This window comes from Micromonospora sp. NPDC023966, from assembly GCF_040639095.1.
In the GTDB taxonomy this organism is placed as follows: Bacteria; Actinomycetota; Actinomycetes; order Mycobacteriales; family Micromonosporaceae; genus Micromonospora.
This window is the reverse complement of sequence record NZ_JBEZZJ010000001.1, coordinates 733,534-758,390: the sequence shown is the minus strand read 5'-3', so window position 1 is coordinate 758,390 and position 24,857 is coordinate 733,534. Positions and strand designations below refer to the sequence as shown.

Sequence of the window (24,857 nt, the reverse complement as noted above, 5' to 3'; positions counted from 1 at the left end):
TGCGATGTTCGCATCGTGAAAGACCTATTACGTGGTATTGGCGGTCTTCCATCGGTAAGGTAACCGACGAGTAACCTCAACCGGCTCGTCCAGGAAGACCCGGCGGACCACCCGCTCGGCGGCGTGTCCGTCGTCCAGCGCACAGAACCGGGCCCGGAACCGCTGCCGGGCCTGCTCGGCGTCCGCCCCGCGCACCGCACCGCTCCGGAAAACGTCGAGCAGCCCGGGGAAGTCGACGGCGACCGCGCCCGGCGGCTCGGCGAGCAGGTTGAAGTAGACACCCCGGGCCACCCGGTAGGCGTCCCAGTCCGGCGCGTAGACCACGATCGGCCGGTCCAGCACCCCGTAGTCGAACATCGCCGAGGAATAGTCGGTGACCAGCACGTCCGCGGCCAGGTACAGGTCCTCGACCCGGTCGTGCGTGCTCACGTCCAGCACCGCGCCGTCGGAGGCGCCCCGGAGCCGCCGGTCCCGGTCGTGGAAGTAGTGGCTGCGCATCAGCAGCCGCCCGGACGGGCCGAGCACGTCGCGCATCCGGTCCGGGTCGAACGGCGGTCGCCAGCCGGGCAGGTGCTCCCGGTGGGTCGGCGCGTAGAGCACCACGTACTCGTCTGGGCCGATGCCCAGCGCCGCGCGGGCCTGGCGGCACTCCTCGGCGGTGGCGAGCGCCAGCCGGTCGTTGCGCGGATAGCCGACCTCCAGTGTGGTGTAGTCGGCCGGGTAGGCCCGCTCCCACATCTGCGTGGAGAAGCTGTTCGAGCTGACGCTGTAGTCCCACCGGTCCACCCGGTGCAGCAGCTTCGCGAAGTTCATTCCCATCGCGCCGACCGGATAGCGCTGCTGGTCCAGCCCCATCACCTTCACCGGGGTCCCGTGGTGGGTCTGGACGTGCACCGAGCCGGGTCGCTTGCGGACGAAGTCCGGGAAGTTGACGTTGTTGACCAGCCAGCGGGCCCGGGCCAGCACCCGGTAGTACTCCCGGGTGCCGGCGACGACATACTCCACGCCCGGCGGCAGCACGTTCACCCGGTCGCGGCGGACGATCCAGACGCCGCGTACCTGGGGGGCGAGGCGGCGGGCGGCGGTGTAGATCGCGGCCGGGTTGCAGGAGTAGCCCCGGTACCAGTACGCCGCGTAGACGGCGAGCGTCGGGTCGAGCGGGCGGCGCAACTCGGCCCGGTAGTACTCGCGCAGCGCCGCGTCCCGGGCCCGGCGGGCGTTCCGCCGGGCCACCGGCAGCACCCGCCGCTTGACCCGCCGGGCCGATCGCCGGGCCCGTTCCTCGACCTGGTGGACGGCCCGGAGCGCGCTGAACGTCCGCCACCGCCCGGCCGCCACCAGCCGGTGCTTCACCCCCTCCAGACCGGGCGGGACGGGGTAGCCCTCGGGCGGCAGGAAGCGGACGTAGTCGGCGTGGATCTGGGCGAAGAACGGCGGCCGCAACTCGGGGGCGATCCGCTCGCCGTTGCCGAGCACGGTCAGGTAGTGCCAGATCATCCGCTCGAACACGGCCGGGCGCAGCCCGGCCACCGCGGGCCCCCAGCGGTCCATGAGCCGGAACACCCGGTGCCACTGGGCGAAGACCTCGAAGTGCCGGTCACCCCGGGTCCGGGTGATCGCCCCGGTCCGGCGCTGCCGGTAGTTGAGGCAGACCCGGTCCAGCACGCCGACCCGCTCGGCGGCCATCAGCACGGGATAGCTGAACGAGACGTCCTCGTACCAGCCGGGTTCGAAGCGCAGCCCCTGCTCGACCAGGAACTCCCGGCGGACCAGCCGGTTCCAAGCGGTGTGCAGCAGCCGCAGGGTCTGCGGCCGGTCCCGCAGCCGGAAGGTCGCCTCGGGCGGCGGCTCGGGGAACACGTCCCGCATGGCGCTACGGGTGCCGACGTTGTTCCAGTGCGCCCGGACGTGGTCGACGATCAGCACGTCCGGGCGGGCGGCGCGGAGCCGGTCGGCCACGTGCGGCAGGCAGCCGGGGACCAGCCAGTCGTCGCCGTCGACGAACCAGACGTACTCGCCGGTGGCCCGGTCCAGCCCGATGTTGCGGGCCGGACCGAGCCCGACGTTCTCGACGAGCCGGACCGGGTGGACCCGGGGATCGCGGGCCGCGTACTCGGCCAGGATCTCGCCGCTGTCGTCCGGGGAGGCGTCGTCGATCCCGATCACCTCGAGGTCGTCGAACGGCTGCTCGAGGATCGAGTCGAGACACTCCCGCAGGTAACCCTGCACCTTGAAGGCCGGTACGACGAAGCTGATCAGGGTCATCCCGGCCGGCCCTCCGTCAGCCCGGCGAGCGGCCACCCCCGCCCACCGGCGCCGGCGCCCGTCGGGCGCGGGCGGGCAGGACCACCCAGGCAAGGACCACGCTCGCGACAAAAACCACGAGAAGGTACGTACCGAGTGTAGCCAGAGCGATGCTCGCAATTCCGGCGATTGACCCGATGGTCAGCAGCACCGAACGCCCCTCCCAACCGAGCGTGGCGGCGTGCAGCGGCGGGGCCGCCTGCCGCTTCTCCAGCCGGGCGGTCAGGTCGTAGTGGTGCAGGGTCAGCACGAAGACGTACCCGAAGATCAGCCACGGGGACACCCGCCCGGCCACCCCGACGGCGATGGCGAAGAGGTACTCCCCGGCCCGCAGCGCCGCCGGGACCAGCCAGCCCAGCGGCCCGCCGTGCGCCGCCCGCGCGCCCTGCGCCCCGCCCAGCAGGACCACCAGCCCGAACGCCACCGCCCAGGCGGGCAACCCGTGACCGGCGTGGACCGCCAGCAGCGCCCACAGCAGGAGCCCCGCCGCGCCGAGCGCGCCGGCCACCGCCAGCGCGAGCGGTGCGCGCACCACCGGCATGGTCCGGGCCAGCGGGCCGTCGTCGCGGTGCAGGCCGGTGTCGACCGTGGTCAGCACCGGCACCCGCATCCACCGCGCCCGCAGGGTGCGCAGCGCCCCGGTGTAGGCGAACGCCAGCACTCCCCACACCAGCACCGCGCAGAGCGCCACCAGCGGCCCGAACAGCGCGGCGGCCACCGCCATGAGCGCCCACCGCTCGCCGATCGGGAAGACCACGGTCCGCTTCAGCCAGTACGACACCGAGCCGGTGTCCGCCTGCACCTTGGTCGAGGCGGCGTTCAGCTTCCCGCCGAGGCCGCCCGCGTCCCCGGTCGCCGCGTGGGGGCGCCGGGCCGCCTCGTCGTGCAGCACGCCGTACCAGGTGTCGGTCATGTGGCGCACGGTCTGCAGGGTCATCGCGGCGATCGCCAGCGCCCAGCCGTAGCGGAAGCCGGCGTGCGTGGCGCCGTAACCGAGACCGGCGTAGACCAGGTATTCCTTGGCCCGGTCGGCCATCGTGTCCAGCCAGCCGCCCCAGGCGCTGAAGTGCCGGGTGTAGCGGGCCAACTGGCCGTCCACGCAGTCCAGCACGAAGCCCAGGTAGAGCAGGATCCCGCCGGCCACCAGCGCGGGCCGCCCGCCGACGCCGAAGAGCACCGCCGCGGCCACCGCGAAGGCCACCGAGATCATGGTGACCCCGCTCGGGCCCAGGCCGATCCGGGCGGCGGCCTTCGCCACGTGCGGGGACCAGGTGCTGACGAAGAACGTGGTGAAGAAGTCGTCCCGCTCCTTCACCGACAGCCTCAGCTCGGCCCTGTCCTCGTCGACCGCGGCCACGGCCGCCTGCGCCGCGGCCAGTTCCGCCGGGTCGCCGACCCGGTGCGCCACGAGCAGGCGTACCCGGTGGGCGAAGGTCAGCGTGCCGCAACCGGCCAGGTCGGCGAAGAGCCGGTCGATCCCGCCGCCGGCCGCGGTCCGGGCGGCGGCGGCCAGCGCCGGCAGGTCGGCCACGCCGACCCGCAGCGCGCCGCCGAACACCCCGGTCGCGCCCGCCGGGTCGTCCACGGCGACCACCTGGCCGCGCTCCTCGCGAACCGTCACCTGCCCGGCGGCTGGCGGATCGGTGAGCACCAGGGCCACCGTCGGCCCCACCGGGCTGGTCGCCAGGTGCTTGAGTACGGCGGTGTGCGCCACCAGGTCGGCCCCGCTGACCAGCACCGGCCCGGTGGCGGCGGCCACCAGGTCGGCCAGCTCGGACGGGTCGGCGACCACCCGCACCTCGTCCGCCCCGGCCCGCCGCCACTGCCCGGCGAGCCGGTCGGCCAGCCGCTCCCCGGCCTCGGTGGTCAGGCCCGCCGCCGGCCCGGCGGCGAGCACGATCGCGAGCGTCACCGCTGCGTCGCGCTGGTGTAGGCGTGCAGCGCCTCGTCGATCGTGCCGTCGACGGTCAGCCGCCCGGCGTCGAGGTAGAGCCCCCGACGACAGAACCGGGTGAGGTCCTTTTCGTTGTGTGACACCAGCACCAGCGTGCGCCCTTCCGCGAGGAGTCGCTCGATGGTCGCATAGCACTTCGCGCGGAACTCGGCGTCCCCGACCGCGGTCACCTCGTCCACCAGCAGCACGGGGTGCGGCAGGTGCGCGATCACCGCGAAACCCAGCCGGACCTTCATCCCCGACGAGTAGTGCCGGACCGAGGTGTCGATGGCCCGTTCCACCTGCTCACCCGCGAACGAGACGATCTCGTCGAAGTGCCGCCGCAGGTACGCCGTCGACAGCCCGTGCAGCCCGCCCACCAGGTAGAGGTTCTCCCGGCCGGTCAGGTCGCCGGAGAACCCGGCCGAGAGCTCCAGCAGCGGGGCCACCCGGCCGTGGACCCGGATCGAGCCCTCGTCGGGGATCAGCACCCCGGCGATCAGCCGCAGCAGCGTGCTCTTGCCGGTGCCGTTGCGCCCGACCACGCCGACCGTCTCGCCCGGCTCGATCCGGAACGACACGTCCCGCAGCGGCCAGAACCGGCCGGCGTCCGGGTCCCGGGCGCCCCGGTGGATGAGCAGTTCCCGCAGCCGGAGCTGGCGGCGGCGGTTGCGGACGAACCGGATGCCGAGCCCGTCCGCCTCGATGATCGCCGCCATTCACAGTTCCTTGAGCACGGCGGGTTCGAGGCGGCGGAACGACCACCAGCCGACCGCGAACACGAGCAGGCTGCCCGCCACGGTGACGGTGAGCAGCCGGGCGTCGGGGAACTCGTCCGGGTACCAGATCGCGTGGTGCAACTGGAAGATCCCGACCAGCGGATTCAGCTCGTACGCGATCTTGAGCCAGCCCGGCATGCCCGAGTCGCGGACCAGGTTCAGCGGATAGATGATCGGGGTGGCGTAGAAGAGCAGCCGGATGATCAGCCGCATGATGCGCTCGATGTCGCGCATCAGCACGTTGCCGGCCGACAGCAGCAGTGCCAGCCCCACCAGCAGGACGAACTGCACCGCCACGGCCAGCGGCAGCGCGAGCAGGTTCCAGCCGGGGTGGATCCGGCCGTGGCCGGCGTAGAGGGCCGCGATGGCGACCAGGATGGGCAGGCCGGCGGCGTACTCGGCGAACCGGCCGGTGACCCGGCCGATCGGGAAGACCTGCCGGGGCAGGTTCATCGTGGTGATCAGCCGGGACTGCCCGGTCAGCGCGTTGGTCGCCTCGGTCAGCGCCGAACTGGCCCACATCCAGGCGAAGATCCCGGTGATCAGGAAGAGCGGGTACGACCCGGCCGCCTCGCCCAGGTGCCGTCGGGTGGCGCCGGAGTAGAGCACGCCGAAGACGAACCAGTAGATCAGGCCCATGCCGAGCGGCTCGATGAGCGACCAGAAATAGCCCAGCACGGACTGCTGGTACTTCACCGCGAGATCGCGCCGGACCAGGATGCGCAGCGAGGTGCGGGCGGACCAGAGCGCGGCGACGCCGGACGTCACCGTCCCATCCTCGCCCCGACCGCCCCGGCCGGGCGCGTACGGACGCGCCGCCTCACCCCTTCGGGTTCAGCACTCGATGACGTTGACGGCGAGGCCGCCCCGCGCGGTCTCCTTGTACTTGATCTTCATGTCGGCGCCGGTCTCGCGCATGGTCTTGATGACCTTGTCCAGGGAGACGGCGTGCACCCCGTCGCCGCGCAGCGCCAGCCGGGCCGCGGTGATCGCCTTGATGCTGGCCACCGCGTTCCGCTCGATGCACGGGATCTGCACCAGGCCGCCGACCGGGTCGCAGGTGAGCCCGAGGTTGTGCTCCATGCCGATCTCGGCCGCGTTCTCCACCTGCTCGGGCGTGCCGCCCAGCGCCTCGGCCAGCCCGGCCGCCGCCATCGAGCAGGCCGAGCCGACCTCACCCTGGCAGCCCACCTCGGCCCCGGAGATCGAGGCGTTCTCCTTGAACAGCACCCCGATCGCGCCGGCTGTGAGGAGGAACCGGATCACGCCCTCCTCGGAGGCGCCCGGCACGAACCGGGTGTAGTAGTGCAGCACGGCCGGGATGATCCCGGCGGCGCCGTTGGTCGGCGCGGTGACCACCCGCCCGCCGGCCGCGTTCTCCTCGTTGACCGCGAGCGCGAAGAGGGTGACCCAGTCCATGGCGTGCAGCGGGTCGGAGGCGCCGGCCTCCGCCTCCAGGCTGCGGCGCAGCTCGGCGGCCCGGCGGCGTACCTTCAGCCCGCCCGGCAGCACGCCGTCGTGGGCGCAGCCGTTCTCGACGCACTCCCGCATGACCCGCCAGATCTCCAGCAGCCCGGCCCGTACGTCCGCCTCGCTGCGCCAGGACAGCTCGTTGGCGAGCATCACCTCGCTGATCGACAGCCCGGTGTCGGTGGTGACCTTGAGCAGCTCCGCCCCGGTGAGGAACGGGTGGCGGACCCGCGTGCTGTCCGGCTTGATCCGGTCCGCCCCGGCAGCCGCCTCGTCGACCACGAACCCGCCGCCGACCGAGTAGTAGGTGCGCGCCCGGACCTGCTCCCCGGCCGCGTCGAAGGCCGCGAAGGTCATCCCGTTCGGGTGGTACGGCAGGGAGCGGCGGCGGTGCAGCACCAGGTCCCGGTCCGGGTCGAAGTCGATCTCCTGGCTGCCGAGCAGGCTGAGCCGCCGCTCCGCGCGGATCCGCTCCACCCGCGGCCCGACCGAGTCGGTGTCAACCGTCTCCGGGGCCTCCCCCTCCAGCCCGAGCAGCACGGCCCGGTCGCTGCCGTGCCCGTGGCCGGTGGCGCCCAGCGAGCCGAACAGCTCGGCCTGCACCCGCACGACGTCGGCCAACTGCCCGTCGGCCTTGAGCCCCGCCACGAACGTACGGGCGGCCCGCATCGGCCCCACGGTGTGCGAGCTGGACGGCCCGATGCCGACGCTGAAGAGGTCGAAAACACTGATCATGGCTGCACTTCCTCGCCGTCGTCCCCGTTGTGCGGGTCCGGCCCGGTGTGTGCCGCTCCCCGGTCCGGGGGGCGGCGGGCGGCACCCGGGGTGTGGGCGCCCGACCGGCGAGCCTACCCGCCCCCGTCGCCCCCTGCCTGCGAGCGGGCCACCCCCAGCCTCGCCCGCCCCGCGTCTCCCCGCCGTCACCACCCGGCCCACGGGCTGCGTCGGGGCGGGTCCGCCGGGGTAAGCACCTACGGGTGCCCGGGTCGCCGATCCTCCTCGGGGCCGAGGGCGGGGTGGGCAGCCGTTCCTACCGTGGAACTCAGCGCGGCGGATCGCCGCAGAAGTGGGAGTACGACGATGAGTCGCAAACTGGTCCGGCCCCGCCAGGGGCGCATGCTCGCCGGCGTCTGCGCCGGCCTGGCCCAGCGGTTCGGCATGTCGGCCGGAATGGTCCGGCTGCTGTTCCTGCTGTCGCTGCTGCTGCCCGGCACCCAGGTGATCGTCTACCTGATCCTCTGGGTCCTGATGCCGAACGAGGACCGCTACCTCGCCTCCAACCGCCACTGACCCGCGCCGCCCGCCCCGGGACCACCGGGGCGGGCGCCGGCGGCGTCAGGACGCCGTGTAGGTGACGGTCACCTTCTCGTAGCCGAGGGAGCGGAGCAGCCCCTCCAGCATCTTGCGGGTGTTCTCCTCGGCCCGGGCGGTGAGGCCGCTGTCCCGGGCCGCCGCGGTGATCCGGTCCTCGGCGAGCTGGTAGACCTGCTGCTGCCGGTTGGGGTCGCCGCCGACCAGGTCGTTCAGCCGGTTGATCAGGCCGCGCTGCTCGGCGAAGACGTAGCTCTTGTCCATGTCCAGGTCGGTCTCGCCGAGCTGCGGCGCGGGCAGCTTGATCTCGACGGACTTGCCGTCGTCGGACACCACCACCGCCCCGTCGGCGATCTTGGCGAAGTCGACGTACGCCTCGATCCGGCCCGCCCCGACGAAGAGGGTGCGCTCGTTGAGCAGGAAGTCCGGCACGTTGCGCCGGTCCTTCTGCACATCGACGACCACCTGGAAGTTGCCCTCGGCGGCCACGTAGCGGCTCAGGTCGCGGATCGACTTGAGCAGCGGCGGCTGGCTCCGGTCGGTCTGCTCCTTGGCGAACGGATTGCGGAAGTCCGGCAGCAGGCCGGTCGCCTGCACGCCGAGCAGCACCACCACGGCCAGCGCGGCCGCGCCGAGCACCCAGAGCAGGCCGCGCGCCGGGGCACCGGGCGACGCCGGGCCACCGCGCCCGGGCTCTGCCGGGACGTCCGACCGGGCCCGGAGAGACTCGCCGGTCGGGTATTCCGGGAACTCCCTGGTGGGCTGGTTGATGTCACCGTCGCGGGCCATCGCCCCTCACCGTCCTCGTCAGACACATCGACTAAGAATGACGGTACGGCCACCGTGCGACAGTCGCTCGCCGAGCGACCCGATCGGGTGAATCCGCAGCTCAGGCGAAGGCGGAGAGCCCGGTCAGCCGCTGCCCGATGACCAGCTGGTGGATCTCCGAGGTGCCCTCGTAGGTGAGCACGCTCTCCAGGTTGTTGGCGTGCCGCATCACCGGGTACTCGCCGGAGACACCGTTCGCGCCGAGGATGGTCCGGCACTCGCGGGCGATGGCGATGGCCTCCCGGACGTTGTTCAGCTTGCCCACGCTGACCTGATCCGGGCGCAGCTTCCCGGCGTCGGCGAGCCGGCCCAGGTGCAGGGCCAGCAGCAGCCCCTTGTTCCACTCGACCGCCATGTCGGCGAGCTTGGCCTGGGTGAGCTGGAAGCCGGCCAGCGGCCGGCCGAACTGGGTCCGGGTGGTCGCGTAGTCCAGCGCGGTCTCCAGGCAGTCCCGGGCCGCGCCGAGCGCGCCCCAGACGATGCCGTACCGGGCCTCGGTGAGGCAGCTCAGCGGCGCCTTGAGCCCGATCGCCTCGGGCAGCCGGGCGTCCGCCGGCAGCCGCACGTCGTCGAGGGCGATCTCACCGGTCAGCGACGCGCGCAGCGACATCTTGTGCCGGATCTCCCGCGCCGTCACCCCGGCCGTGTCCATGGGTACGGCGAAGCCGCGCACCCCCTCGTCGGTGCGCGCCCAGATCACCCCGACGTCGGCGATCGGCGCATTGGTGATCCACAGCTTGCTGCCGCTGAGGATCCAGTCGTCGCCGTCGCGGCGGGCGCGGGTGGCCATCGAGGCCGGGTCGGAGCCGTGGTCCGGCTCGGTCAGCCCGAAGCAGCCGATCGCCTCGCCGGCCGCCATGGCGGGCAGCCAGCGCTGCTTCTGCTCCTCGCTGCCGTAGCGCCAGATGGCGTACATGGCCAGCGAGCCCTGCACCGAGACCAGCGAGCGGATGCCGGAGTCGCCGGCCTCCAGCTCCAGGCAGGCCAGCCCGTACGCGACGGCCGACGCGCCGGCGCAGCCGTAGCCGGTGAGGTGCATGCCGAGCAGGCCGAGCTTGCCGAACTCGCGGGCCAGCTCGCGGGTCGGGACGTGGCCGTCCTCGTACCAGCCGGCGACGTGCGGGCGTACCCGGTCGTCGATGAGCTGGCGCACGACGGCTCGGATCTGCCGCTCCTCCTCGCCCAGCGACGCGTCGATGTCCAGCAGGTCGAGAGGGGTCATGGCCTCACCTTAACGAAGACTCAGGGGCGCGTCACTCGGGCTGACCGCTGAGCACCAGCACCCGGGCGTGGATCTGGTTGCGCTGCTGGAGCGCCGCGCGCAGCGCCCGGTGGAGGCCGTCCTCGAGATAGAGGCCGCCGTTCCACTGCACCACGTGCGGGAAGAGGTCGCCGTAGAAGGTGGAGTCCTCGGCGAGGAGCTTGTCGAGCGCCAGCTCCCGCTTGGTGGTGATGAGCTGGTCCAGCCGCAGCGGGCGCGGCGGGATCTCGGCCCACTGCTTGAGCGTGAGGTTGTGCTCCGGGTAGGGACGCCCGTCCCGGACCGCCCTGAAGATCACGGCACGCTCCCCTCCCCCCGGCCGGGCTGATGATGTCGGTGCCAGCCTAGCCGCACCCGCCACACTGCGTTTTACTCCCTCATGTCGGTTTCGCTACCGCCGATACCCAGGCCGGACGCGCTGAACCGCCCCTAATTCCAGCGGCCGCGCCGGACCACCTCGTCCACCGGCCGGCGACCGCGCCGCAGGGACGGCGACCGGTGGTCGGGTGCCCGGTAACCTACCGTGATCGCGCCGATCGGGTGGTACTCCGCCGGCACGCCGAACGCCTCCCGGTACGCCCCGATCCGCTGCGGCGGGATGCCGAAGAAACAGGCGCCCAGCCCCTCGTCCACCGCCGTGAGCAGCATCAGCAGGGCGGCGAAGCCGGTGTCGACGTACCAGTAGGGCACCGGCCAGCGGTCCTCGGAGCGGTCCGCCCAGCCCTTGTCCGGCTCGGCGTAACGGTCCAGGTACGCGGCGCGGTTGGCGTGCGGCACCACGATCAGCGGGGCCTTCCGCATCCCGGCCAGCCAGCGTTCCCGGCCGCCGCCGCCCGGGGTGGCCGCCGCCCAGAACCGCTCCCGGTCGGCCGGCTCCTCCAGCACCAGGAAGCCCCAGCCCTGGGCGAACCCGGCCGACGGGGCCCGGACGGCGTGGTCGAGCAGCCGGTCCACCACGTCGGGCGGGACCGGGCGGTCCGGGTCGTAGTTGCGGACCATCCGGCGACGGCGGACGACCTCGGCGAACTCCATGCTCACGCCCCGGGCCGGATGCCCCAGGCGCCCCGCCAGGTCTGCCCGGGGGCCAGCGTGATCAGGTCCCGGCCGGAGCGGAACGCGTCCGCCGGACAGGTCATCGGCTCGATCGCCACCGAGCGGCGGTGCCGCTCCCCGGTGAGGGTGTCGCCGGTGAAGACCTGCCACCAGCCGAACTCGCCGTCGGCCCAGACGTGCACCGCGGCCGAGCCGTTCGGGGCGGCCAGGGTCACCGACGAGCCGCCGTCGGCGTCCCGGACCACGTCGCCGAAGGCCAGGTCGAGCACCGCGTCACCGATCGGGCGGGGCTCGGTGTAGTCGTACTCGGTGCCGGCCACCTCGGTCGCGGCCACCGGCAGCAGCCGGCTGTCCAGCAGCACCCGGGTGCGGCCCGGCACCCGCAGCGACAACTCGTCCACGCCGACCTTGGGCAGTTGCAGGTAGGGGTGCACGGAGAAGCCGAACGGCGCCGGCTCGCCGGACAGGTTGGTCACCTCGTGCTCGGCGCGCAGCCCGTCGGCCCCGACGCTCCACCGGCTCCGCAGCCGCAGCCCCCACGGGTAGCCCGGGCTGGGCGGCAGCTCGTAGCCGAGCGTCACGCTCTCCGGCGACTGCTCGACCAGTTGCCACCGCACCCAGTTGACCAGGCCGTGGATGGCGTTGTGCCGGGCCGGCTCGGTCAGGTCGAGCTGCAACGAGCGGTCACCGAACGTGTACGCGCCGTCCCGGATCCGATTCGGCCAGGGGGCCAGCACGTGACCGGCCGAACCGGGCGCCAGCTCGTCCGCCTCGTACCCGTCGAGGTAGTCGACCCCGTCGTGCCGGTAGGTCCGCAGGCCACCGCCGACCTCGACCACGACGGCCTCGTGGCCGCCGGCGGCAATGGTCCACTGTGTCCCGGACGGGGACGGGCGCGCGTCGGTCTCCATGCCGGCGACCTTAGTCCGTCGCCCCCACCCGGCGCGGAGCCCGCCCGGCGGCGTCCCAGCGTGCGGCCGGTCCGGCCCGGGGCGGCGCTCCGCCCCGGGCCGTCGCTCAGTCCCGCGCGCCGGCCCCGGCGGCCCGGTAGCGGAGCAGGGCCGGGAAGACCGCCACCAGCAGCACCGCGAGCACGGCCGAGGCGAGACCGCCGCCCACCATGGCGATGGTCGTGCCGGACGCGGCGGCCATCGCGCCCGCCCGCAGGTCACCCAGGCGCGGGCCGCCGGCGACCACCACCGTGTTGACGCCCTGGAGCCGGCCGCGCATCCGGTCCGGCGCGTAGATCAGCAGCATCGACTGACGCAGGGTCGCGCTCACCAGGTCGGCGGCGCCGGCCAGGCCGAGCAGCGCCACCACCAGCCAGAGCTGGCGGGCCAGCCCGGCCGCGGCGATCGCCACGCCCCAGCCGACCACGGCCACCACGAGCACGACCCCCTGCCGGCGCACCCGGCCGATCCAGCCGGAGGTGAGGCCGCCCAGCATCGCGCCGATGGCGATGGCGCTGTAGAGCCAGCCGACCGCCGCCCCGCCACCGAACCGCTCGTGCGCCAGCTCGGGGAAGAGCGCCCGGGGCATGGCCAGGATCATCGCGATCAGGTCGATGGCGAAGGAGAGCAGCAGCAGCGGCGTGGTGGCCAGGTAGCGGAGCCCGTCGACGATGCTGGCCAGCCCCGCCCGGCGCGGCGTGCCGTCGCTGTCCGGGTCCGGCTCGGGCGGCATGGCCGGCAGCCGCAGGGTGGCCCAGAGCGACACGGTGAACAGCAGCGCGTCCACCCCGTACGCGATCGGCAGCCCCACGTCGACGCGCCAGCTGGCGAAGATCAGGCCGGCGGCCAGCGGGCCGAAGACCGAGGTCGCGGTGAACGTGGTGAAGTTCAGCGTGCTGGCCGCCGGGACCAGCTCGGCCGGCACCAGCCGGGGCAGGATCGCGCTGCGGGTCGGCGAGGTGATCGCGAACGCGATCGCCTGCACCGCGACGAGGGCCAGCAGCAGCACCGGGCTGCCCACCCGCAGCACCGACTGGACCAGCAGCGCCAGGGTCGACGCCCAGAGCAGAGCACCGCCGGCCAGCAGCACCCGCCGCCGGTCCCGGGCGTCGGCGACCGCGCCGCCCCAGAGCCCGAAGACCAGCAGCGGCAGGAAGCCGGCGATGCCGAGCAGGCCGACCCAGAACGAGCCGCCGGTCAGGTCGAACATCTCCACCGGCACCGCCACGGCGGTGAACTGGAAGCCGAACATCGCCACGGCGTTGCCCAGCCACACCCGGCGGTACGCGGGCACGCCCAGCGGGCGCAGGTCGATCGCCCAGCGGCGGGCTCCCCGCGGCCGGGCCTCCTTCACCCCCGTCACGGCGCCAGCCGCTCGATCACCCAGGTGCCCCCGGTACGCCGGAACCGCAGCCGGTCGTGCAGCCGGCTGGCCCGGCCCTGCCAGAACTCCACCGTCTCCGGCCGCACCCGGAACCCGCCCCAGTGCGGCGGCGCGGGGATCTCGTCCACGTCGGCGAAGCGCTGGGCCGCCGCCCGGTACGCCGCGTCCAGCGCCGCCCGGTCCGCGACCACCCGGGACTGGCTGCTGGCCCAGGCGCCGAGCTGGGAGCCGCGCGGCCGGGCCGCGAAGTACGCCTCGGTCTCGGCCCGGTCGACCCGCGCCACCCGCCCGGTGACCGTCACCTGCCGCTGCATCGGGAACCAGGGGAAGACCAGGCTGGCCCACGGGTTGGCGGTCGCCTCGCCGCCCTTGCGGGAGTCGTAGTTGGTGTAGAACACGAAGCCGTCCGGGTCGTACCCCTTGAGCAGCACCGTGCGGCCGCTCGGCCGGCCCTCGGCGTCGGCGGTGCCGACCACCATGGCGTTCGGTTCGGGTAGCGGATGCGCCACCGCGTCGGCGAACCAGCGGGCGAACTGGGTGTGCCAGTCCGGCGCGAGATCCGATTCGGAAAGGCCCAGGTCGGCGGCGTACTCGTTACGCATCCCGGCCGGGGCAGGTGTGTCGCCCGTCACTCTCGTCGTCCCTCTCCCGGGGATGCCGGCGTCCCCCGACGCTGGCCAGGCCCCACCACCCAGTCTTCTCCAGCCCGTGAGCTTGTCCACCGGCGGGGATGTCATGTGGCGCACAGTCGCCGCGGGTCGCGGATCCGGTTACCGACCAGGCAAGATGTTCCGAACACATCCCTGAGGGTCGCCTAAGCCGCGGGCCCGATGAGCCCGCGCGGCCACCACCACCGCCGGAAGCCAGGAGACGACATGGCCGACTTCAAACCGGGCCTGGAGGGCGTCGTAGCCTTCGAGACCGAGATCGCCGAACCGGACCGCGAGGGTGGTGCGCTGCGCTACCGCGGCGTCGACATCGAGGATCTGATCGGTCAGGTCTCCTTCGGCAACGTCTGGGCGCTGCTGGTCGACGGGCGCTTCGGCCCGGGCCTGCCTCCGGCCGAGCCGTTCCCGGTGCCGGTGCACTCCGGCGACATCCGCGTCGACGTGCAGTCGGCGGTCGCCATGCTCGCCCCATACTGGGGGCTCAGCCAGCTGCTCGACATCTCCGACGAGCAGGCCCGCGAGGACCTGGCCCGGGTGTCGGTCACCGCGCTCTCCTTCGTCGCCCAGTCCGCCCGCGGCCTCGGCCTGCCGGCGGTGCCGCAGAAGGAGATCGACAAGGCGGAGACCATCGTCGAGCGGTTCATGAAGCGCTGGCGGGGTGAGCCCGACCCGCGGCACGTCAAGGCCGTCGACGCCTACTTCATCTCGGCCGCCGAGCACGGCCTGAACGCCTCCACCTTCACCGCCCGGATCGTCGCCTCCACCGGCGCCGACGCCGCCGCGTGCATCTCCTCCGGCATCGGGGCGCTCTCCGGCCCGCTGCACGGCGGCGCCCCGTCCCGGGTGCTCAGCATGCTGGAGGCCGTCGAGCGCAGCGGCGACGCCGAGGGCTACGTCAAGGGCGTCCTCGACCGGGGCGAGCGGCTGATGGGCTTCGGCCACCGGGTCTACCGGGCCGAGGACCCGCGCGCCCGGGTGCTCCGCCGCACCGCCAAGGAGCTGGGCGCGCCGCGTTTCGAGATCGCCGAGGCGCTGGAGAAGGCCGCCCTGGCCGAGCTCCAGGCCCGCCGCCCGGACCGGGTGCTCGCCACCAACGTCGAGTTCTGGTCGGCCGTGGTGCTGGACTTCGCCGAGGTGCCGGCGCACATGTTCACCTCGATGTTCACCTGTGCCCGGATGGGCGGTTGGTCCGCGCACATCCTGGAGCAGAAGAGGCTCCAGCGGCTGGTCCGCCCGTCGGCCCGCTACGTCGGCCACGCCCCGCGCAAGCCGCAGCAGGTCGAGGGCTGGGACGCCATCCCGCACGGCGTCTGATCCTCCCCGTACCCCTCACCAGGGCCCGGTCCGCGGCGGACCGGGCCCTGGCGCGTTGTGGCGCATCCCTCACCCCGGGAGTGGGACCAGCCGTCGGGGCGGCCGGCGCGGGTGCGAGTATGAAGGCCGGCAGTGCCGCCGGACCGGGCTCGGACCCGGCCCCGCCGCGCGCCCGCGCGTGGCCGCCGTCGCTCCGCGCCCGCTGAAGGGCCCTCCCCCATGCGGAAGGATCGAGAGAACCGTGGCTGACGCACCGACCATCCGGATTCCCGACGACATCAGGCCCGCCGACGGTCGCTTCGGCTGCGGGCCGTCCAAGGTCCGTCCCGCGGCGGTCTCCGCACTCGCCGACGTCGCCACCAGCTACCTGGGCACCTCGCACCGGCAGAAGACGGTCCGCGACCAGGTCGCCCGGCTGCGCCGGGGCATCGCCGAGTTCTTCTCCCTCCCCGAGGGCTACGAGGTGGTGCTCGGCAACGGCGGCACCACCGCCTTCTGGGAGGTCGCCACCTTCGGCCTGGTCCGCGACCGGGCCCAGTTCGCCAGCTTCGGCGAGTTCGGCGCCAAGTTCGCCAAGTCGGTCAAGGACGCGCCGTTCCTCGGCGAGCCGACCGTGCGCAAGTCCGAGGCCGGCAGCGCGCCGACCCTGGTCCCCGAGGCGGGCGTGGACGTCTACGCCACCCCGCACAACGAGACCTCCACCGGCGTGGCGGTGCCGATCAGCCGGGTGCCGGGCGCCGACGAGGGCTCGCTGCTGCTGGTCGACGCCACCTCCGGCGCCGGCGGCCTGGAGGTCAACGTCGGCGAGACCGACGTCTACTACTTCGCCCCGCAGAAGTGCTTCGGCTCCGACGGCGGCCTCTGGCTGGCCCTCATGTCGCCGGCCGCGCTCGCCCGGGCCACCGAGATCAAGGAGTCGGGCCGCTACATCCCTGCCTTCCTCGACCTGGTCACCGCGATCGACAACTCGCGGCTGGAGCAGACCTACAACACGCCCGCGCTGGCCACCATCTTCCTGGCCGCCGAGCAGACCGACTGGATGAACTCGCAGGGTGGGCTGGCCTGGGCGGCCAAGCGCACCGCCGAGAGCGCCGGCATCGTCTACGGCTGGGCCGAGCGCTCGGCGTTCGCCACCCCGTACGTGACCGACCCGGCGCTGCGCTCCAACGTGGTCGCCACCATCGACTTCGCCGACGGGGTGGACGCCTCGGCCATCGCCAAGGCGCTGCGCGCCAACGGCATCGTGGACACCGAGCCCTACCGCAAGCTGGGCCGCAACCAGCTCCGCGTCGCGCTCTTCCCGGCGGTCGAGCCGGCCGACGTGGAGGCGCTCACGGCGTCCATCGACTACGTGGTCGAGCGACTCTGATCGACTGGTGACGGTGGGTGGTCGTCGGGGCTCCGGCGACCACCCACCGTGATCATCGCCGCAGCTCAGTCACGACATGCCGGGTGTCGCTTCCCCCACCTACGGGTAGATGAGCGTACGGTGGTCCGAGGACGCCCGGGTGGCCGGCTCGTGGCGTGACGGCCAGCGAAGCGGGACGGAGGCAAGCCCATGCGCCCAGTACGCTTCGTCGCCCTCTCAGAGGACGGCCAGGCTCTGGTGCTCGCCGACGAGGTCGGGCGCCTGCTCGCCCTGCCCATCGACGAGCGCATCGCCTCGGCGCTGCACGCCGAGCCGGGCGCGACTCCGCTCGCGGTGGTGCCGAGCGCCGCCGATCCCACGCCGTCGCTCTCCCCGCGCGACATCCAGGCCCGGATCCGCTCCGGCGAGTCCGCCGAGGACGTCGCCCGGATCGCCGGCGTCCCGGTCGACCGCGTGCTGCGCTACGCCGGCCCGGTGCTCCAGGAGCGGGCCATGCTCGCCCAGCACGCACGGCGCACCCGGCTCAAGGGCGCCGAGAAGCCGACCCCGCTGGCCGAGGTGGTCAACGGCCGGCTCGCCCAGCACGGGATCGACACCGAGAAGATCTCCTGGGACGCCTACCGCCGTGACGACGGCACCTGGCGGATCATCGCCACCTGGCCGTCCGGCAAGGCCACCGCGCAGGCGGTCTGGGACCTCGACAAGCTTCGGCAGAACGTCACCCCGCACGACGACATGGCGCAATACCTCTGCGCCGAGCGGCCCACGCCGATCCTCGGCCAGGAGCCGGCGCCGGAGCGGGGCGGCCACGCGCTGCCCGGCCCGTCGCGCGGCGAGCCCAGCCGGGGCGGGCACGGCCTGCCGTCGCCCGGCGAGCACGCACGTCCGGGGCGGGACCCGATCCGCGCCGGCCGGGACGCGCTGCTCGCCTCGCTGGACCGGCCGCTCGGCGGCACGTCCGGTCGCGGTCTCGACACCCGCTCCCCGGCCGCCCTGGCCGGGCCCGACGCGCCCCGTCAGCGGGCGGTCGCCGGGGGCGCGGCCGCGCTGCTCGGCGGCGGCCAGGGCTCCGCGTTCGACGACGACTCGGACGCGCCGAAGGAGATCCCGGCCGTGCCGTCGCTGGCCGTGCTCCGGCCGCGGCGCACCGGTGCCGCGGCGGCGACCGGCGGCACCGGCAACGAGTCCACCGAGGCCGGTGGCAAGCCGCGCAAGCGCCTGCCGAGCTGGGACGACGTCCTCTTCGGCACCGGCCCGGCGGCCCGCGAGTCCTCCTGACGCCACGGCCACCCTGGCATGCGACGAGGCACTCTAAGTGCCCGCGTGCCAGGGTGGACCCATGGAGTACACGAACCTGGGACGCACCGGTCTATCGGTGAGCCGGCTCTGCCTCGGCACCATGAACTTCGGGCCGCAGACCGACGAGCCGGACAGCTTCGCCATCATGGACCGGGCTCTGGAACACGGGATCAACTTCTTCGACACCGCGAACGTCTACGGCTGGAAGACCGGCGAGGGCGTCACCGAGCAGATCATCGGCCGCTGGTTCGCCCAGGGCGGCGGGCGGCGGGACAAGGTCGTCCTGGCCACCAAGGTCTACGGCAAGATGGGCGACTGGCCCAACGAGCAGGGCCTGAGCGCCCGGCACATCATCCGGGCCTGCGAGGACTCGCTGCGCCGGCTGCAGACCGACACCATCGACCTCTACCAGATGCACCACATCTCCCGGACCACGCCGTGGGAGGAGATCTGGCAGGCCATGGAGACCCTGGTCGCCCAGGGCAAGGTCCTCTACGTCGGCTCGTCCAACTTCGCCGGCTGGCACATCGCCCAGGCGCAGGCCGCGGCGGGCCGCCGCAACTTCCTCGGCCTCGTCTCCGAGCAGTGCATCTACAACCTCATGACCCGGCACGTCGAGCTGGAGGTGGTCCCGGCCGCGCAGCACTACGGGCTGGGCATCATCCCCTGGTCGCCCCTGCACGGCGGGCTGCTCTCCGGGGTCATCCGCAAGATGGCCGAGGGCGGCGCGGCCCGCGGCGCCACCGGCCGGTCGGCCGACGCGCTGGCCGAGCACCGGCAGACCATCGAGGCGTACGAGAAGCTCTGCGCCGACCTCGGCCACGACCCGGCCGACGTGGCGCTGGCCTGGCTGCTCTCCCGCCCGGGGGTGACCGCCCCGATCGTCGGCCCCCGCACCATGGACCAGCTCGACCGCAACCTGGGCGCCCTGACCGTCCACCTGGACGAGCAGACCCTGGAAAAGCTGGACGAGCTCTTCCCGCCCGTGGGCAACGGTGGCCCCGGCCCGGAAGCCTGGGCCTGGTAACCCACACCCACCCCCGCCCCTCCTCCCCACGCGTCGATCTTGCAGTTCGTGCCCTTGATCCGGGCTGATTGAACCTTTTGCCCGGGCAGGAAGTGCAAGATCGCGCGGGGAGGGGCGGGGATCCCGGTCAGACGGGCCAGGCGGCCAGGCGGTCGTAGGTGGGGCGCGGGCCGGGGTGGCTGCGGACCAGGACCAACTCGTCGGCGGCCCACTCCGGGCCCAGGTAGTCATGCAGGGTCTCCCGGTCGGCGAGCACGTCGGCGCGGTCGATCCGGTCGCCGGGGCGGGCGATGGTCAGGTGGGCCCGGAAGGGCTTCTCGTCGTGCGGCAGCCGGGCCCGGCGCAGCCCGGACCGGATCAGCCGGGAGAGCACGACCAGCGCGTCGACCTCGCCCTGTACGTCCACCCAGAGAACGGTGAACCGGCCGCGCCCGAAGCTGCCCCCGCCGCCGAGCCGCAGCCGCGGCGAGCTGCCCCGGGCGTCGCGGAAGGTCTGCGCGGCCAGGCCGAGCGCGCTCTCCACATCGACCAGCCGGTCATCCGGAGTGTCGCCGAGGAAGGCCAGCGTGAGGTGGGCGTTGGCCGGGTCGGCCAGCCGGACGTTGGTGCCGGCAGCCGAGGCGGCCCCGGTCCGCAGCCGCGCCACCTGGGCGCCCAGGTCGTCGACCGCCGGCTTCGGCGGGTAGACCGCGACGAAGAGCCGCACCGGTCAGCGGTGCCGCTGGTGGTGGCCGGGGCGGGCGGCGGGCAGGGTGAGCCCGGCGGCGTGCAGGAGGCCCTCGACGCGTACCCGTTCGATCTCCCGGTCGACGCCCTCCAGCTCGGTCAGGTGCTCGGCGATGCCCAGCGCCCGGCAGGCGGCCCGCAGCCGCTCGTCGTACGCGTCGATGACCGCGCCGTGCCACACCACCGAGCGGTCGGCGGCGGCCAGCCGGTGGCCGCCGAGGCGACGCAGGTCGATGGCGAGCTGTTCCAGCGGGCGGCGGCCCTCCCGGTCGAGCTCGGTGAGGTCGATGTCCCGGGTGAGCGACTCGGCCTCGATGGCCCGGTCCAGCCGGGCGATGGTGCGGCGCTCCCGGCGCTGCTCGCGCCACTCGGCCCACCCGCAGGCCACCCGGTCGAGGATCTCGTCGGCACAGAAGACCAGCGCGAAGAGGGCCGGCAGGCAGCAGACGGCGAGGATCGCCAGCATCAGCAGCAGTCCCCGCCCCACTCCCACATATCGACGCTAAGCCCCTTCGTCTCCGCCCGCCACCCGTTTGGCGACATCCGGACGCGAATGAATGAGGAAGGACCGGTCCCCTCGGTCGGGAACCGGTCCTTCGGGCGGTCGACGGGTCACTCCGCCCCGGGCGATACCACGTAGAAGCGCGGCATGGGCAGCACTCGCATCCGCAGCCGGGCACCGGAGCGGCGCAGCTGCCAGGTGAGCGCCAGCAGCGCGGCGGCCAGGGAGATCAGGCCACCCGTCCAGATGCTCGCGCCGGCCCCGAAGGTCTCGGCCACCCAGCCGATGATCGGCGCGCCGACCGGGTTGGTGCCGAGGAAGACGAGCACCCACAGCGCCATCACCCGGCCCCGGAAGGCGGCGTCGACGCCGAGCTGGACCCGCTGGTTGGCGGCCTGGGCGAAGAAGACCATGAAGAACCCGGTGGGCAGCAGCAGCGCCACCACCAGCCAGTACGACCCGGCGAGCCCGACCAGCGTGCCGAAGCTGGCGCAGCCGACCGCCGCGCCGAGCACCAGCCACACGGAGGGGCGGCTGCGCCGCCCGGTGCCGGACAGGGCGCCGGCCAGCGCGCCGACCGCCAGCGCGGTGGTGAACAGGCCGAACGAGGCGGCGCCGGTGTTGAACACCGTCTTGGCCAGGGCGGCGAGGGTGAGCTGGAAGTTGAACAGGCTCATCCCGATCACCGACATCAGCGCCATCGGCAGAAGGATGTCAGGGCGGCGCGCGACGTACCGGAGGCCGTCGACCACCTTGGCCTGGTCGCGCTGGCCGGCCGGCGGCAGGTCCTTGCGGTACAGCTCGGCGGTACGCATCCGGACCACGTTGACCAGCGGGGCGATCGAGCTGAACGCGGTGATCAGGAAGACCGGGCCGACGTCGAAGGCGGCGATGGCCAGGCCGGCGACGGCCGGGCCGAGGATCCGGGCCGAGTTGAAGGTGGCCGCGTTGAGCGAGAGCGCGTTCGGCAGCAGTGGCATGCCGACCAGCTCGGAGACGAACGCCTGCCGCACCGGGGTCTCCACCGCGTTGAACACCCCGAGCAGGGCGGCGAACGCGAAGACGTGCCAGAGCTGCACCAGCCCGGTGACCACCAGCAGGCTCATCGCCAGCGCCAGCACGGTCCAGAAGATGTTGGCGATGAAGAGCAGCATCCGCTTGTCGTAGCGGTCGGCGAGGCGGCCGGAGATCAGGGTCAGCAGCAGGACGGGGGTGAACTGGAGCGCGGTGACCACGCCGAGCGCGGTCGCGGAGTTGCCGGTGAGGTCGAGGACGAGCCAGTCCTGGGCGATGTACATCATCCAGACGCCGATCAATTTGATCAGCTGCCCGGTGGCGAAGAGCCGGTAGTTGCGGACTCGTAGGGACTGGAACATCGTGCTCAACTTGGCCTGCACTCTAGGTGCGCCTCCTCGCGATCATGTACGCCTCATCCACAACGGACGAAGCGGACCGCGGGACGCGGGTACCAGCTCAGGCGCGAGCGATGCCCTGGAGGATCTCGGCGGCACGCTGCAGCGTGTCGCGTTCCTCCTCGGTGAGCGCGGCCAGTCGGCTGGCCAGCCACTCGTTGCGGGCCCGCTCGAACTGGTCGAGCACGGCCCGTCCCCCCTCGGTAGCCGCCAGGATGACCTGCCGTCCGTCGGTCGGATGGGGGGTGCGCTGCACGAGGCCGCGCTCCTCCAACTTCGCGACGATCTTCGTCATCGTTGGCGGCTGTACCCGCTCGGTGTCGGCCAGCTCCCGGGGTGTCAGGGCGCCCGCCAGCTTGAGGCTGGTGAGCGCCGAGAGCTGGGTGACCGTGAGGTCGCCGACCGGGCGGGCCTGTCGGACCCGCCGGTTGAGTCGGGTGATCGCATCACGCAGCTGAGGGGCCAGCTGCGCCGGTGGCACGCGTTTCGCCGTCACCGTCCGCTCCGTCACAGTAGTTAGCTTAACTAATGAGCCTGGCTAACGACATGCGATATGACCAGGCTCACCAGCGAATTCACAGCAGCACGGACTCGATCGGCCCGCGCAGGAAGTAAAGGGTGAACAGGGCGGCCACCCCGTACAGCAGGGGCTGCACCTCGCGGGCCCTGCCCTTCGCCAGCTTGAGCAGCACGTAGCTGATCACGCCGGCGCCGATGCCGTTCGAGATCGAGTAGGTGAAGGGCATCAGCACGATGGTGAGGAACGCCGGGATGGCGATCTCGTAGTCGGTCCAGTCGATGGTGCGGACCGCGGTCATCATCAGGAAGCCGACCACCACGAGCGCCGTCGACGCGGCCTCGAAGGGCACCACCACCGCCAGCGGCGCCAGGAACATGGCCAGTAGGAACAGGCCGCCGGTGACCAGGTTGGCCACGCCGGTCCGGGCGCCCTCCGCGACCCCGGCCGCGCTTTCGATGTACGACGTGTTGCTCGACACCGAGGCCGCGCCACCCGCGGCGGCGGCGATCGAGTCGACCAGCAGGATCTCCCGCGCCCGCGGCGGGGTGCCCCGCTCGTCGAGCATGTCACCCTCCTGGCCGATGGCGACCATCGTGCCCATGGTGTCGAAGAAGTCCGTGATGAGCAGGGTGAACACGAACATCAGCGGAACCAGCCAGCCGACCCGGGTCCACGAGTCCAGCACGTTGAAGTTGCCGAGCAGGGAGAGGTCGGGAACGTCCACCACCTTCTCCGGCAGTTCCGGCACGTTCAGCGCCCAGCCTTTGGGGTTCGGCTTCCCGTTGACGAAGGACGGCCCGATGTTGCCGACCGCCTCCACCACGATCGCCAGCACGGTGGACGTCAGGATGCCGATCAGGATCGCGCCGCGCACCCGGCGTACCACCAGCACCAGGGTGAGCAGCAGGCCCACCACGAAGACCAGCAGGGGCCAGCTCACGATCTTGCCGCTGATGCCCAGCCCGACCGGCACGGTGGTGTTCGCCACGTCGGGCACCCGCCGGACGAAGCCGGCGTCGACCAGGCCGATGATGGTCAGGAAGAGGCCGATGCCCACGCCGATCGCCGTCTTGAGCTGGGTCGGGACCGAGCGGAACACCGCGGTACGCAGCCCGGTGAGCACGAGGATGCCGATCAGCACACCCTCGATCACCACCAGGCCCATGGCGTCCGCCCAGCTCATCTGCGGCGCGATCTCGAACGCGACCAGCGCGTTCACGCCCAGCCCGGCGGCCAGCGCGATGGGGAACCGGGCCACCACGCCCATCAGGATGGTCATCAGGCCGGCGACCAGCGCGGTGGCCGCCGCCAGCGCCGGGATGGCGAGCTTGCGCCCGTCGCCGTCGACCGCGCTGCCCAGGATCAGCGGGTTCAACACCACGATGTACGCCATCGTGAAGAATGTGGCCAGCCCGCCCCGGACCTCCCGGCCCGGCGTGGAACGGCGGGCGGAGATCTCGAAGAAGCGGTCGAAGCCGTTGCGCGGGTGCGCGGGATCGGGTGGGGTGCCGTGGTCCGGCGGCGGCGCTATGGCCATCGGGTCCTCACATATTGATCGACCGGTTGTCGCGCGCATCGTCCCAGATCACTCACGGGCAGGGAAGAACGATCGCGTACGCTGGGCGCGTGCCACAGGAGCAACCGCCGCGGCCCGAGCCGCTCGACCCGCCGATGGTGCCGATCGCCGTCGCCGGGCTGATCGCCTGGGCGGTGGCCGGGCTGGTGCTGCTGCTCTTCTTCCGCGACTGGCTCACCACGCACGGGCACGAGAACTGGCTCTGGACCTGCCTCGCCGGTTTCCTGTGGGGCTTTCCCGGCCTGGCTGTGATGATGCGGCACGACGCCAACCGGCGCCGCCGCCGGGCGGCCACCGCCCGTCAGAGCTGACCCGTCAGGGCTGACCCGTCAGGGGTGGCCGTACGGCTCCGCCGGCTCGGCCGCCTCCACCGAGCCCGGGGCCCGGCTCACCGACACCGCCTCGACCGCACTGTCGTCGTAGACCGTGGGCAGCTCGTCGACCGGGCTCTCGGCCGCCTCGATCAGCGTCTCCGAGTGGGCGCCGCAGCCGTGGTCGGCGCTGACCACCCGGCCGTCGTCGGGGGCGTAGAAGTTGCCACAGGCGCCGAAGGACTGCCGTAGCGCGCCGGCGAGCGGCAGGTAGAAGCCGCAGGTGCCGCAGCGGGCGGCGGCCGGCGCGGCCACCGAGATCGCGGCGTCGGGCCCGTGGTCGCCGTCGTACCAGCGCTGGGCGGCGTCGGTCCGGCCTTCCCGGGACAGCACCCGGGCCCGGCCGAGGCCCAGCTCCCAGGCGGTCTCCTCCACGGCCGGGTCGTCGGAGAGCAGGTAGCCGGGGGCGAGCCGCTCGTCGTCCGGCGGGGTGGGAAGCAGGTCACCGGGGCCCAGGTCACCCGGCTTGAGCCGCTCCTGCCAGGGCAGCCAGCCCGGCGCGAGCAGCGCGTCGGAGCCCGGCAGCAGCACCGTCTCGCAGATGGTGACCGTGCGGCTGCGCGGCACCCGGGTCACCGTGACGGCCCAGCGCCAGCCCCGGTAGCCGGCGAGGCGGCACTCGAAGTAGTGGGTGACGAGCCGGTCGCCCTCGGCGACGGCCTGGAGGTGATCACCGACATCGGCGGGGTCCACCTCGGTGATGGCGTTGCGGGCCACCTCGACGGCGGCGGCACACACCTGGTCGAGCCGGGGAGCGCGGGCGGAGGCGGGCCTGGTCACCCGACCATTGTTCCCCATGC

The 24,857-nt window shown here is 73.0% G+C and carries 24 protein-coding genes; 6 read left to right on the top strand and 18 right to left on the bottom strand.

The features are described 5' to 3' along the window. Nucleotides 1–27: 27 nt before the first annotated feature. The 5 genes from AB0F68_RS03690 to AB0F68_RS03670 all read right to left on the bottom strand — a co-directional run bounded on the left by AB0F68_RS03690 (nt 28) and on the right by AB0F68_RS03670 (nt 7,221). The gene (locus AB0F68_RS03690) at nt 28–2,265 is read right to left on the bottom strand and encodes a bifunctional glycosyltransferase family 2 protein/CDP-glycerol:glycerophosphate glycerophosphotransferase (RefSeq protein WP_357332755.1); all 2,238 of its coding nucleotides are present in this window, start codon (nt 2,263–2,265) and stop codon (nt 28–30) included. Nucleotides 2,266–2,281: 16 nt separating this feature from the next. Beyond that, nucleotides 2,282–4,174, bottom strand: coding sequence for a DUF5941 domain-containing protein (locus AB0F68_RS03685; RefSeq protein WP_357332892.1), 1,893 nt, complete (start codon nt 4,172–4,174; stop codon nt 2,282–2,284). Nucleotides 4,175–4,212: 38 nt separating this feature from the next. Then, nucleotides 4,213–4,956, bottom strand: a complete 744-nt coding sequence (locus AB0F68_RS03680; RefSeq protein WP_357332753.1) for an ABC transporter ATP-binding protein — start codon at nt 4,954–4,956, stop codon at nt 4,213–4,215. Then, nucleotides 4,957–5,784: an ABC transporter permease gene (locus AB0F68_RS03675; RefSeq protein WP_357332751.1), complete on the bottom strand. Its 828-nt coding sequence runs from the start codon at nt 5,782–5,784 to the stop codon at nt 4,957–4,959. Nucleotides 5,785–5,850: 66 nt separating this feature from the next. Next, nucleotides 5,851–7,221: an L-serine ammonia-lyase gene (locus AB0F68_RS03670; protein WP_357332749.1), complete on the bottom strand. Its 1,371-nt coding sequence runs from the start codon at nt 7,219–7,221 to the stop codon at nt 5,851–5,853. Nucleotides 7,222–7,566: 345 nt separating this feature from the next. On the opposite strand from AB0F68_RS03670, the gene AB0F68_RS03665 reads away from it, so the two are divergent. Then, the gene (locus AB0F68_RS03665) at nt 7,567–7,776 is read left to right on the top strand and encodes a PspC domain-containing protein (protein ID WP_357332747.1); all 210 of its coding nucleotides are present in this window, start codon (nt 7,567–7,569) and stop codon (nt 7,774–7,776) included. Between the two features lie 45 nt (nt 7,777–7,821). Here the strand turns inward: AB0F68_RS03665 and AB0F68_RS03660 are convergent, their stop codons facing one another. The 7 genes from AB0F68_RS03660 to pdxH form a co-directional block, all read right to left on the bottom strand. Then, the gene (locus AB0F68_RS03660; RefSeq protein ID WP_357332745.1) at nt 7,822–8,586 is read right to left on the bottom strand and encodes a DUF4230 domain-containing protein; all 765 of its coding nucleotides are present in this window, start codon (nt 8,584–8,586) and stop codon (nt 7,822–7,824) included. A 100-nt stretch (nt 8,587–8,686) separates the two neighbouring features. After that, the gene (locus AB0F68_RS03655; protein ID WP_357332743.1) at nt 8,687–9,847 is read right to left on the bottom strand and encodes an acyl-CoA dehydrogenase family protein; all 1,161 of its coding nucleotides are present in this window, start codon (nt 9,845–9,847) and stop codon (nt 8,687–8,689) included. Between the two features lie 31 nt (nt 9,848–9,878). Beyond that, nucleotides 9,879–10,184: a type II toxin-antitoxin system VapB family antitoxin gene (locus AB0F68_RS03650; RefSeq protein ID WP_073839113.1), complete on the bottom strand. Its 306-nt coding sequence runs from the start codon at nt 10,182–10,184 to the stop codon at nt 9,879–9,881. A gap of 131 nt (nt 10,185–10,315) precedes the next feature. Next, nucleotides 10,316–10,918 (bottom strand): nitroreductase family protein, encoded by a 603-nt coding sequence (locus AB0F68_RS03645; protein ID WP_357332891.1) that lies wholly within the window; start codon nt 10,916–10,918, stop codon nt 10,316–10,318. A gap of 2 nt (nt 10,919–10,920) precedes the next feature. Further along, nucleotides 10,921–11,850, bottom strand: coding sequence for an aldose 1-epimerase family protein (locus AB0F68_RS03640; RefSeq protein WP_357332740.1), 930 nt, complete (start codon nt 11,848–11,850; stop codon nt 10,921–10,923). 106 nt (nt 11,851–11,956) lie between these two features. Further along, the gene (locus tag AB0F68_RS03635) at nt 11,957–13,252 is read right to left on the bottom strand and encodes an MFS transporter (protein ID WP_357332738.1); all 1,296 of its coding nucleotides are present in this window, start codon (nt 13,250–13,252) and stop codon (nt 11,957–11,959) included. After that, a complete protein-coding gene (pdxH, locus tag AB0F68_RS03630; RefSeq protein WP_357332736.1) occupies nt 13,249–13,875 on the bottom strand; it encodes a pyridoxamine 5'-phosphate oxidase in 627 nt (208 codons plus the stop codon). The genes AB0F68_RS03635 and pdxH overlap by 4 nt, the downstream gene beginning before the upstream one ends. A 273-nt stretch (nt 13,876–14,148) precedes the next feature. Between pdxH and AB0F68_RS03625 the strand changes: the two genes are divergently transcribed. From AB0F68_RS03625 to AB0F68_RS03610, 4 genes are all read left to right on the top strand, one after another. Beyond that, on the top strand, nt 14,149–15,255 hold the full coding sequence (locus AB0F68_RS03625; protein ID WP_357332734.1) for a citrate synthase 2: 1,107 nt from the start codon (nt 14,149–14,151) through the stop codon (nt 15,253–15,255). Nucleotides 15,256–15,496: 241 nt separating this feature from the next. Beyond that, nucleotides 15,497–16,624 carry a phosphoserine transaminase gene (gene serC, locus AB0F68_RS03620; protein WP_357332732.1) on the top strand — a complete coding sequence of 376 codons (1,128 nt, stop codon included), beginning with the start codon at nt 15,497–15,499 and terminating at the stop codon, nt 16,622–16,624. A gap of 189 nt (nt 16,625–16,813) precedes the next feature. Then, nucleotides 16,814–17,902, top strand: a complete 1,089-nt coding sequence (sepH, locus tag AB0F68_RS03615; RefSeq protein ID WP_357332730.1) for a septation protein SepH — start codon at nt 16,814–16,816, stop codon at nt 17,900–17,902. Nucleotides 17,903–17,963: 61 nt separating this feature from the next. Continuing rightward, entirely contained in the window at nt 17,964–18,950 is a 987-nt protein-coding gene (locus AB0F68_RS03610) for an aldo/keto reductase (protein ID WP_357332728.1), read from the top strand. Between the two features lie 127 nt (nt 18,951–19,077). On the opposite strand, the gene thpR is transcribed toward AB0F68_RS03610, so the two are convergent. The 5 genes from thpR to AB0F68_RS03585 form a co-directional block, all read right to left on the bottom strand. Then, nucleotides 19,078–19,656, bottom strand: a complete 579-nt coding sequence (gene thpR, locus AB0F68_RS03605) for an RNA 2',3'-cyclic phosphodiesterase (RefSeq protein ID WP_357332726.1) — start codon at nt 19,654–19,656, stop codon at nt 19,078–19,080. A gap of 3 nt (nt 19,657–19,659) precedes the next feature. After that, nucleotides 19,660–20,169 carry a hypothetical protein gene (locus AB0F68_RS03600; protein ID WP_357332724.1) on the bottom strand — a complete coding sequence of 170 codons (510 nt, stop codon included), beginning with the start codon at nt 20,167–20,169 and terminating at the stop codon, nt 19,660–19,662. A 119-nt stretch (nt 20,170–20,288) separates the two neighbouring features. Beyond that, nucleotides 20,289–21,575 (bottom strand): MFS transporter, encoded by a 1,287-nt coding sequence (locus tag AB0F68_RS03595; RefSeq protein WP_357332722.1) that lies wholly within the window; start codon nt 21,573–21,575, stop codon nt 20,289–20,291. A 76-nt stretch (nt 21,576–21,651) separates the two neighbouring features. Beyond that, nucleotides 21,652–22,101, bottom strand: coding sequence for a MarR family transcriptional regulator (locus AB0F68_RS03590; protein WP_357332720.1), 450 nt, complete (start codon nt 22,099–22,101; stop codon nt 21,652–21,654). Nucleotides 22,102–22,165: 64 nt separating this feature from the next. Then, on the bottom strand, nt 22,166–23,647 hold the full coding sequence (locus AB0F68_RS03585; RefSeq protein ID WP_357332718.1) for an NCS2 family permease: 1,482 nt from the start codon (nt 23,645–23,647) through the stop codon (nt 22,166–22,168). An 89-nt stretch (nt 23,648–23,736) separates the two neighbouring features. Between AB0F68_RS03585 and AB0F68_RS03580 the strand changes: the two genes are divergently transcribed. Beyond that, nucleotides 23,737–23,997, top strand: coding sequence for a DUF2530 domain-containing protein (locus tag AB0F68_RS03580; RefSeq protein WP_357332716.1), 261 nt, complete (start codon nt 23,737–23,739; stop codon nt 23,995–23,997). A gap of 18 nt (nt 23,998–24,015) precedes the next feature. Here the strand turns inward: AB0F68_RS03580 and AB0F68_RS03575 are convergent, their stop codons facing one another. Next, nucleotides 24,016–24,855, bottom strand: a complete 840-nt coding sequence (locus AB0F68_RS03575; RefSeq protein WP_357332714.1) for a DUF3027 domain-containing protein — start codon at nt 24,853–24,855, stop codon at nt 24,016–24,018. Nucleotides 24,856–24,857: the final 2 nt, after the last annotated feature.

Bases quoted from the DNA above. Each gene is read 5' to 3' on its own strand.
- AB0F68_RS03690 (WP_357332755.1), bottom strand. From the start codon at position 2,265: ATGACCCTGATCAGCTTCGTCGTACCGGCCTTCAAGGTGCAGGGTTAC.
- AB0F68_RS03680 (WP_357332753.1), bottom strand. From the start codon at position 4,956: ATGGCGGCGATCATCGAGGCGGACGGGCTCGGCATCCGGTTCGTCCGC.
- AB0F68_RS03670 (WP_357332749.1), bottom strand. From the start codon at position 7,221: ATGATCAGTGTTTTCGACCTCTTCAGCGTCGGCATCGGGCCGTCCAGC.
- AB0F68_RS03665 (WP_357332747.1), top strand. From the start codon at position 7,567: ATGAGTCGCAAACTGGTCCGGCCCCGCCAGGGGCGCATGCTCGCCGGC.
- AB0F68_RS03660 (WP_357332745.1), bottom strand. From the start codon at position 8,586: ATGGCCCGCGACGGTGACATCAACCAGCCCACCAGGGAGTTCCCGGAA.
- AB0F68_RS03655 (WP_357332743.1), bottom strand. From the start codon at position 9,847: ATGACCCCTCTCGACCTGCTGGACATCGACGCGTCGCTGGGCGAGGAG.
- AB0F68_RS03645 (WP_357332891.1), bottom strand. From the start codon at position 10,918: ATGGAGTTCGCCGAGGTCGTCCGCCGTCGCCGGATGGTCCGCAACTAC.
- AB0F68_RS03640 (WP_357332740.1), bottom strand. From the start codon at position 11,850: ATGGAGACCGACGCGCGCCCGTCCCCGTCCGGGACACAGTGGACCATT.
- pdxH (WP_357332736.1), bottom strand. From the start codon at position 13,875: ATGCGTAACGAGTACGCCGCCGACCTGGGCCTTTCCGAATCGGATCTC.
- AB0F68_RS03625 (WP_357332734.1), top strand. From the start codon at position 14,149: ATGGCCGACTTCAAACCGGGCCTGGAGGGCGTCGTAGCCTTCGAGACC.
- sepH (WP_357332730.1), top strand. From the start codon at position 16,814: ATGCGCCCAGTACGCTTCGTCGCCCTCTCAGAGGACGGCCAGGCTCTG.
- AB0F68_RS03610 (WP_357332728.1), top strand. From the start codon at position 17,964: ATGGAGTACACGAACCTGGGACGCACCGGTCTATCGGTGAGCCGGCTC.
- AB0F68_RS03585 (WP_357332718.1), bottom strand. From the start codon at position 23,647: ATGGCCATAGCGCCGCCGCCGGACCACGGCACCCCACCCGATCCCGCG.
- AB0F68_RS03575 (WP_357332714.1), bottom strand. From the start codon at position 24,855: ATGGGGAACAATGGTCGGGTGACCAGGCCCGCCTCCGCCCGCGCTCCC.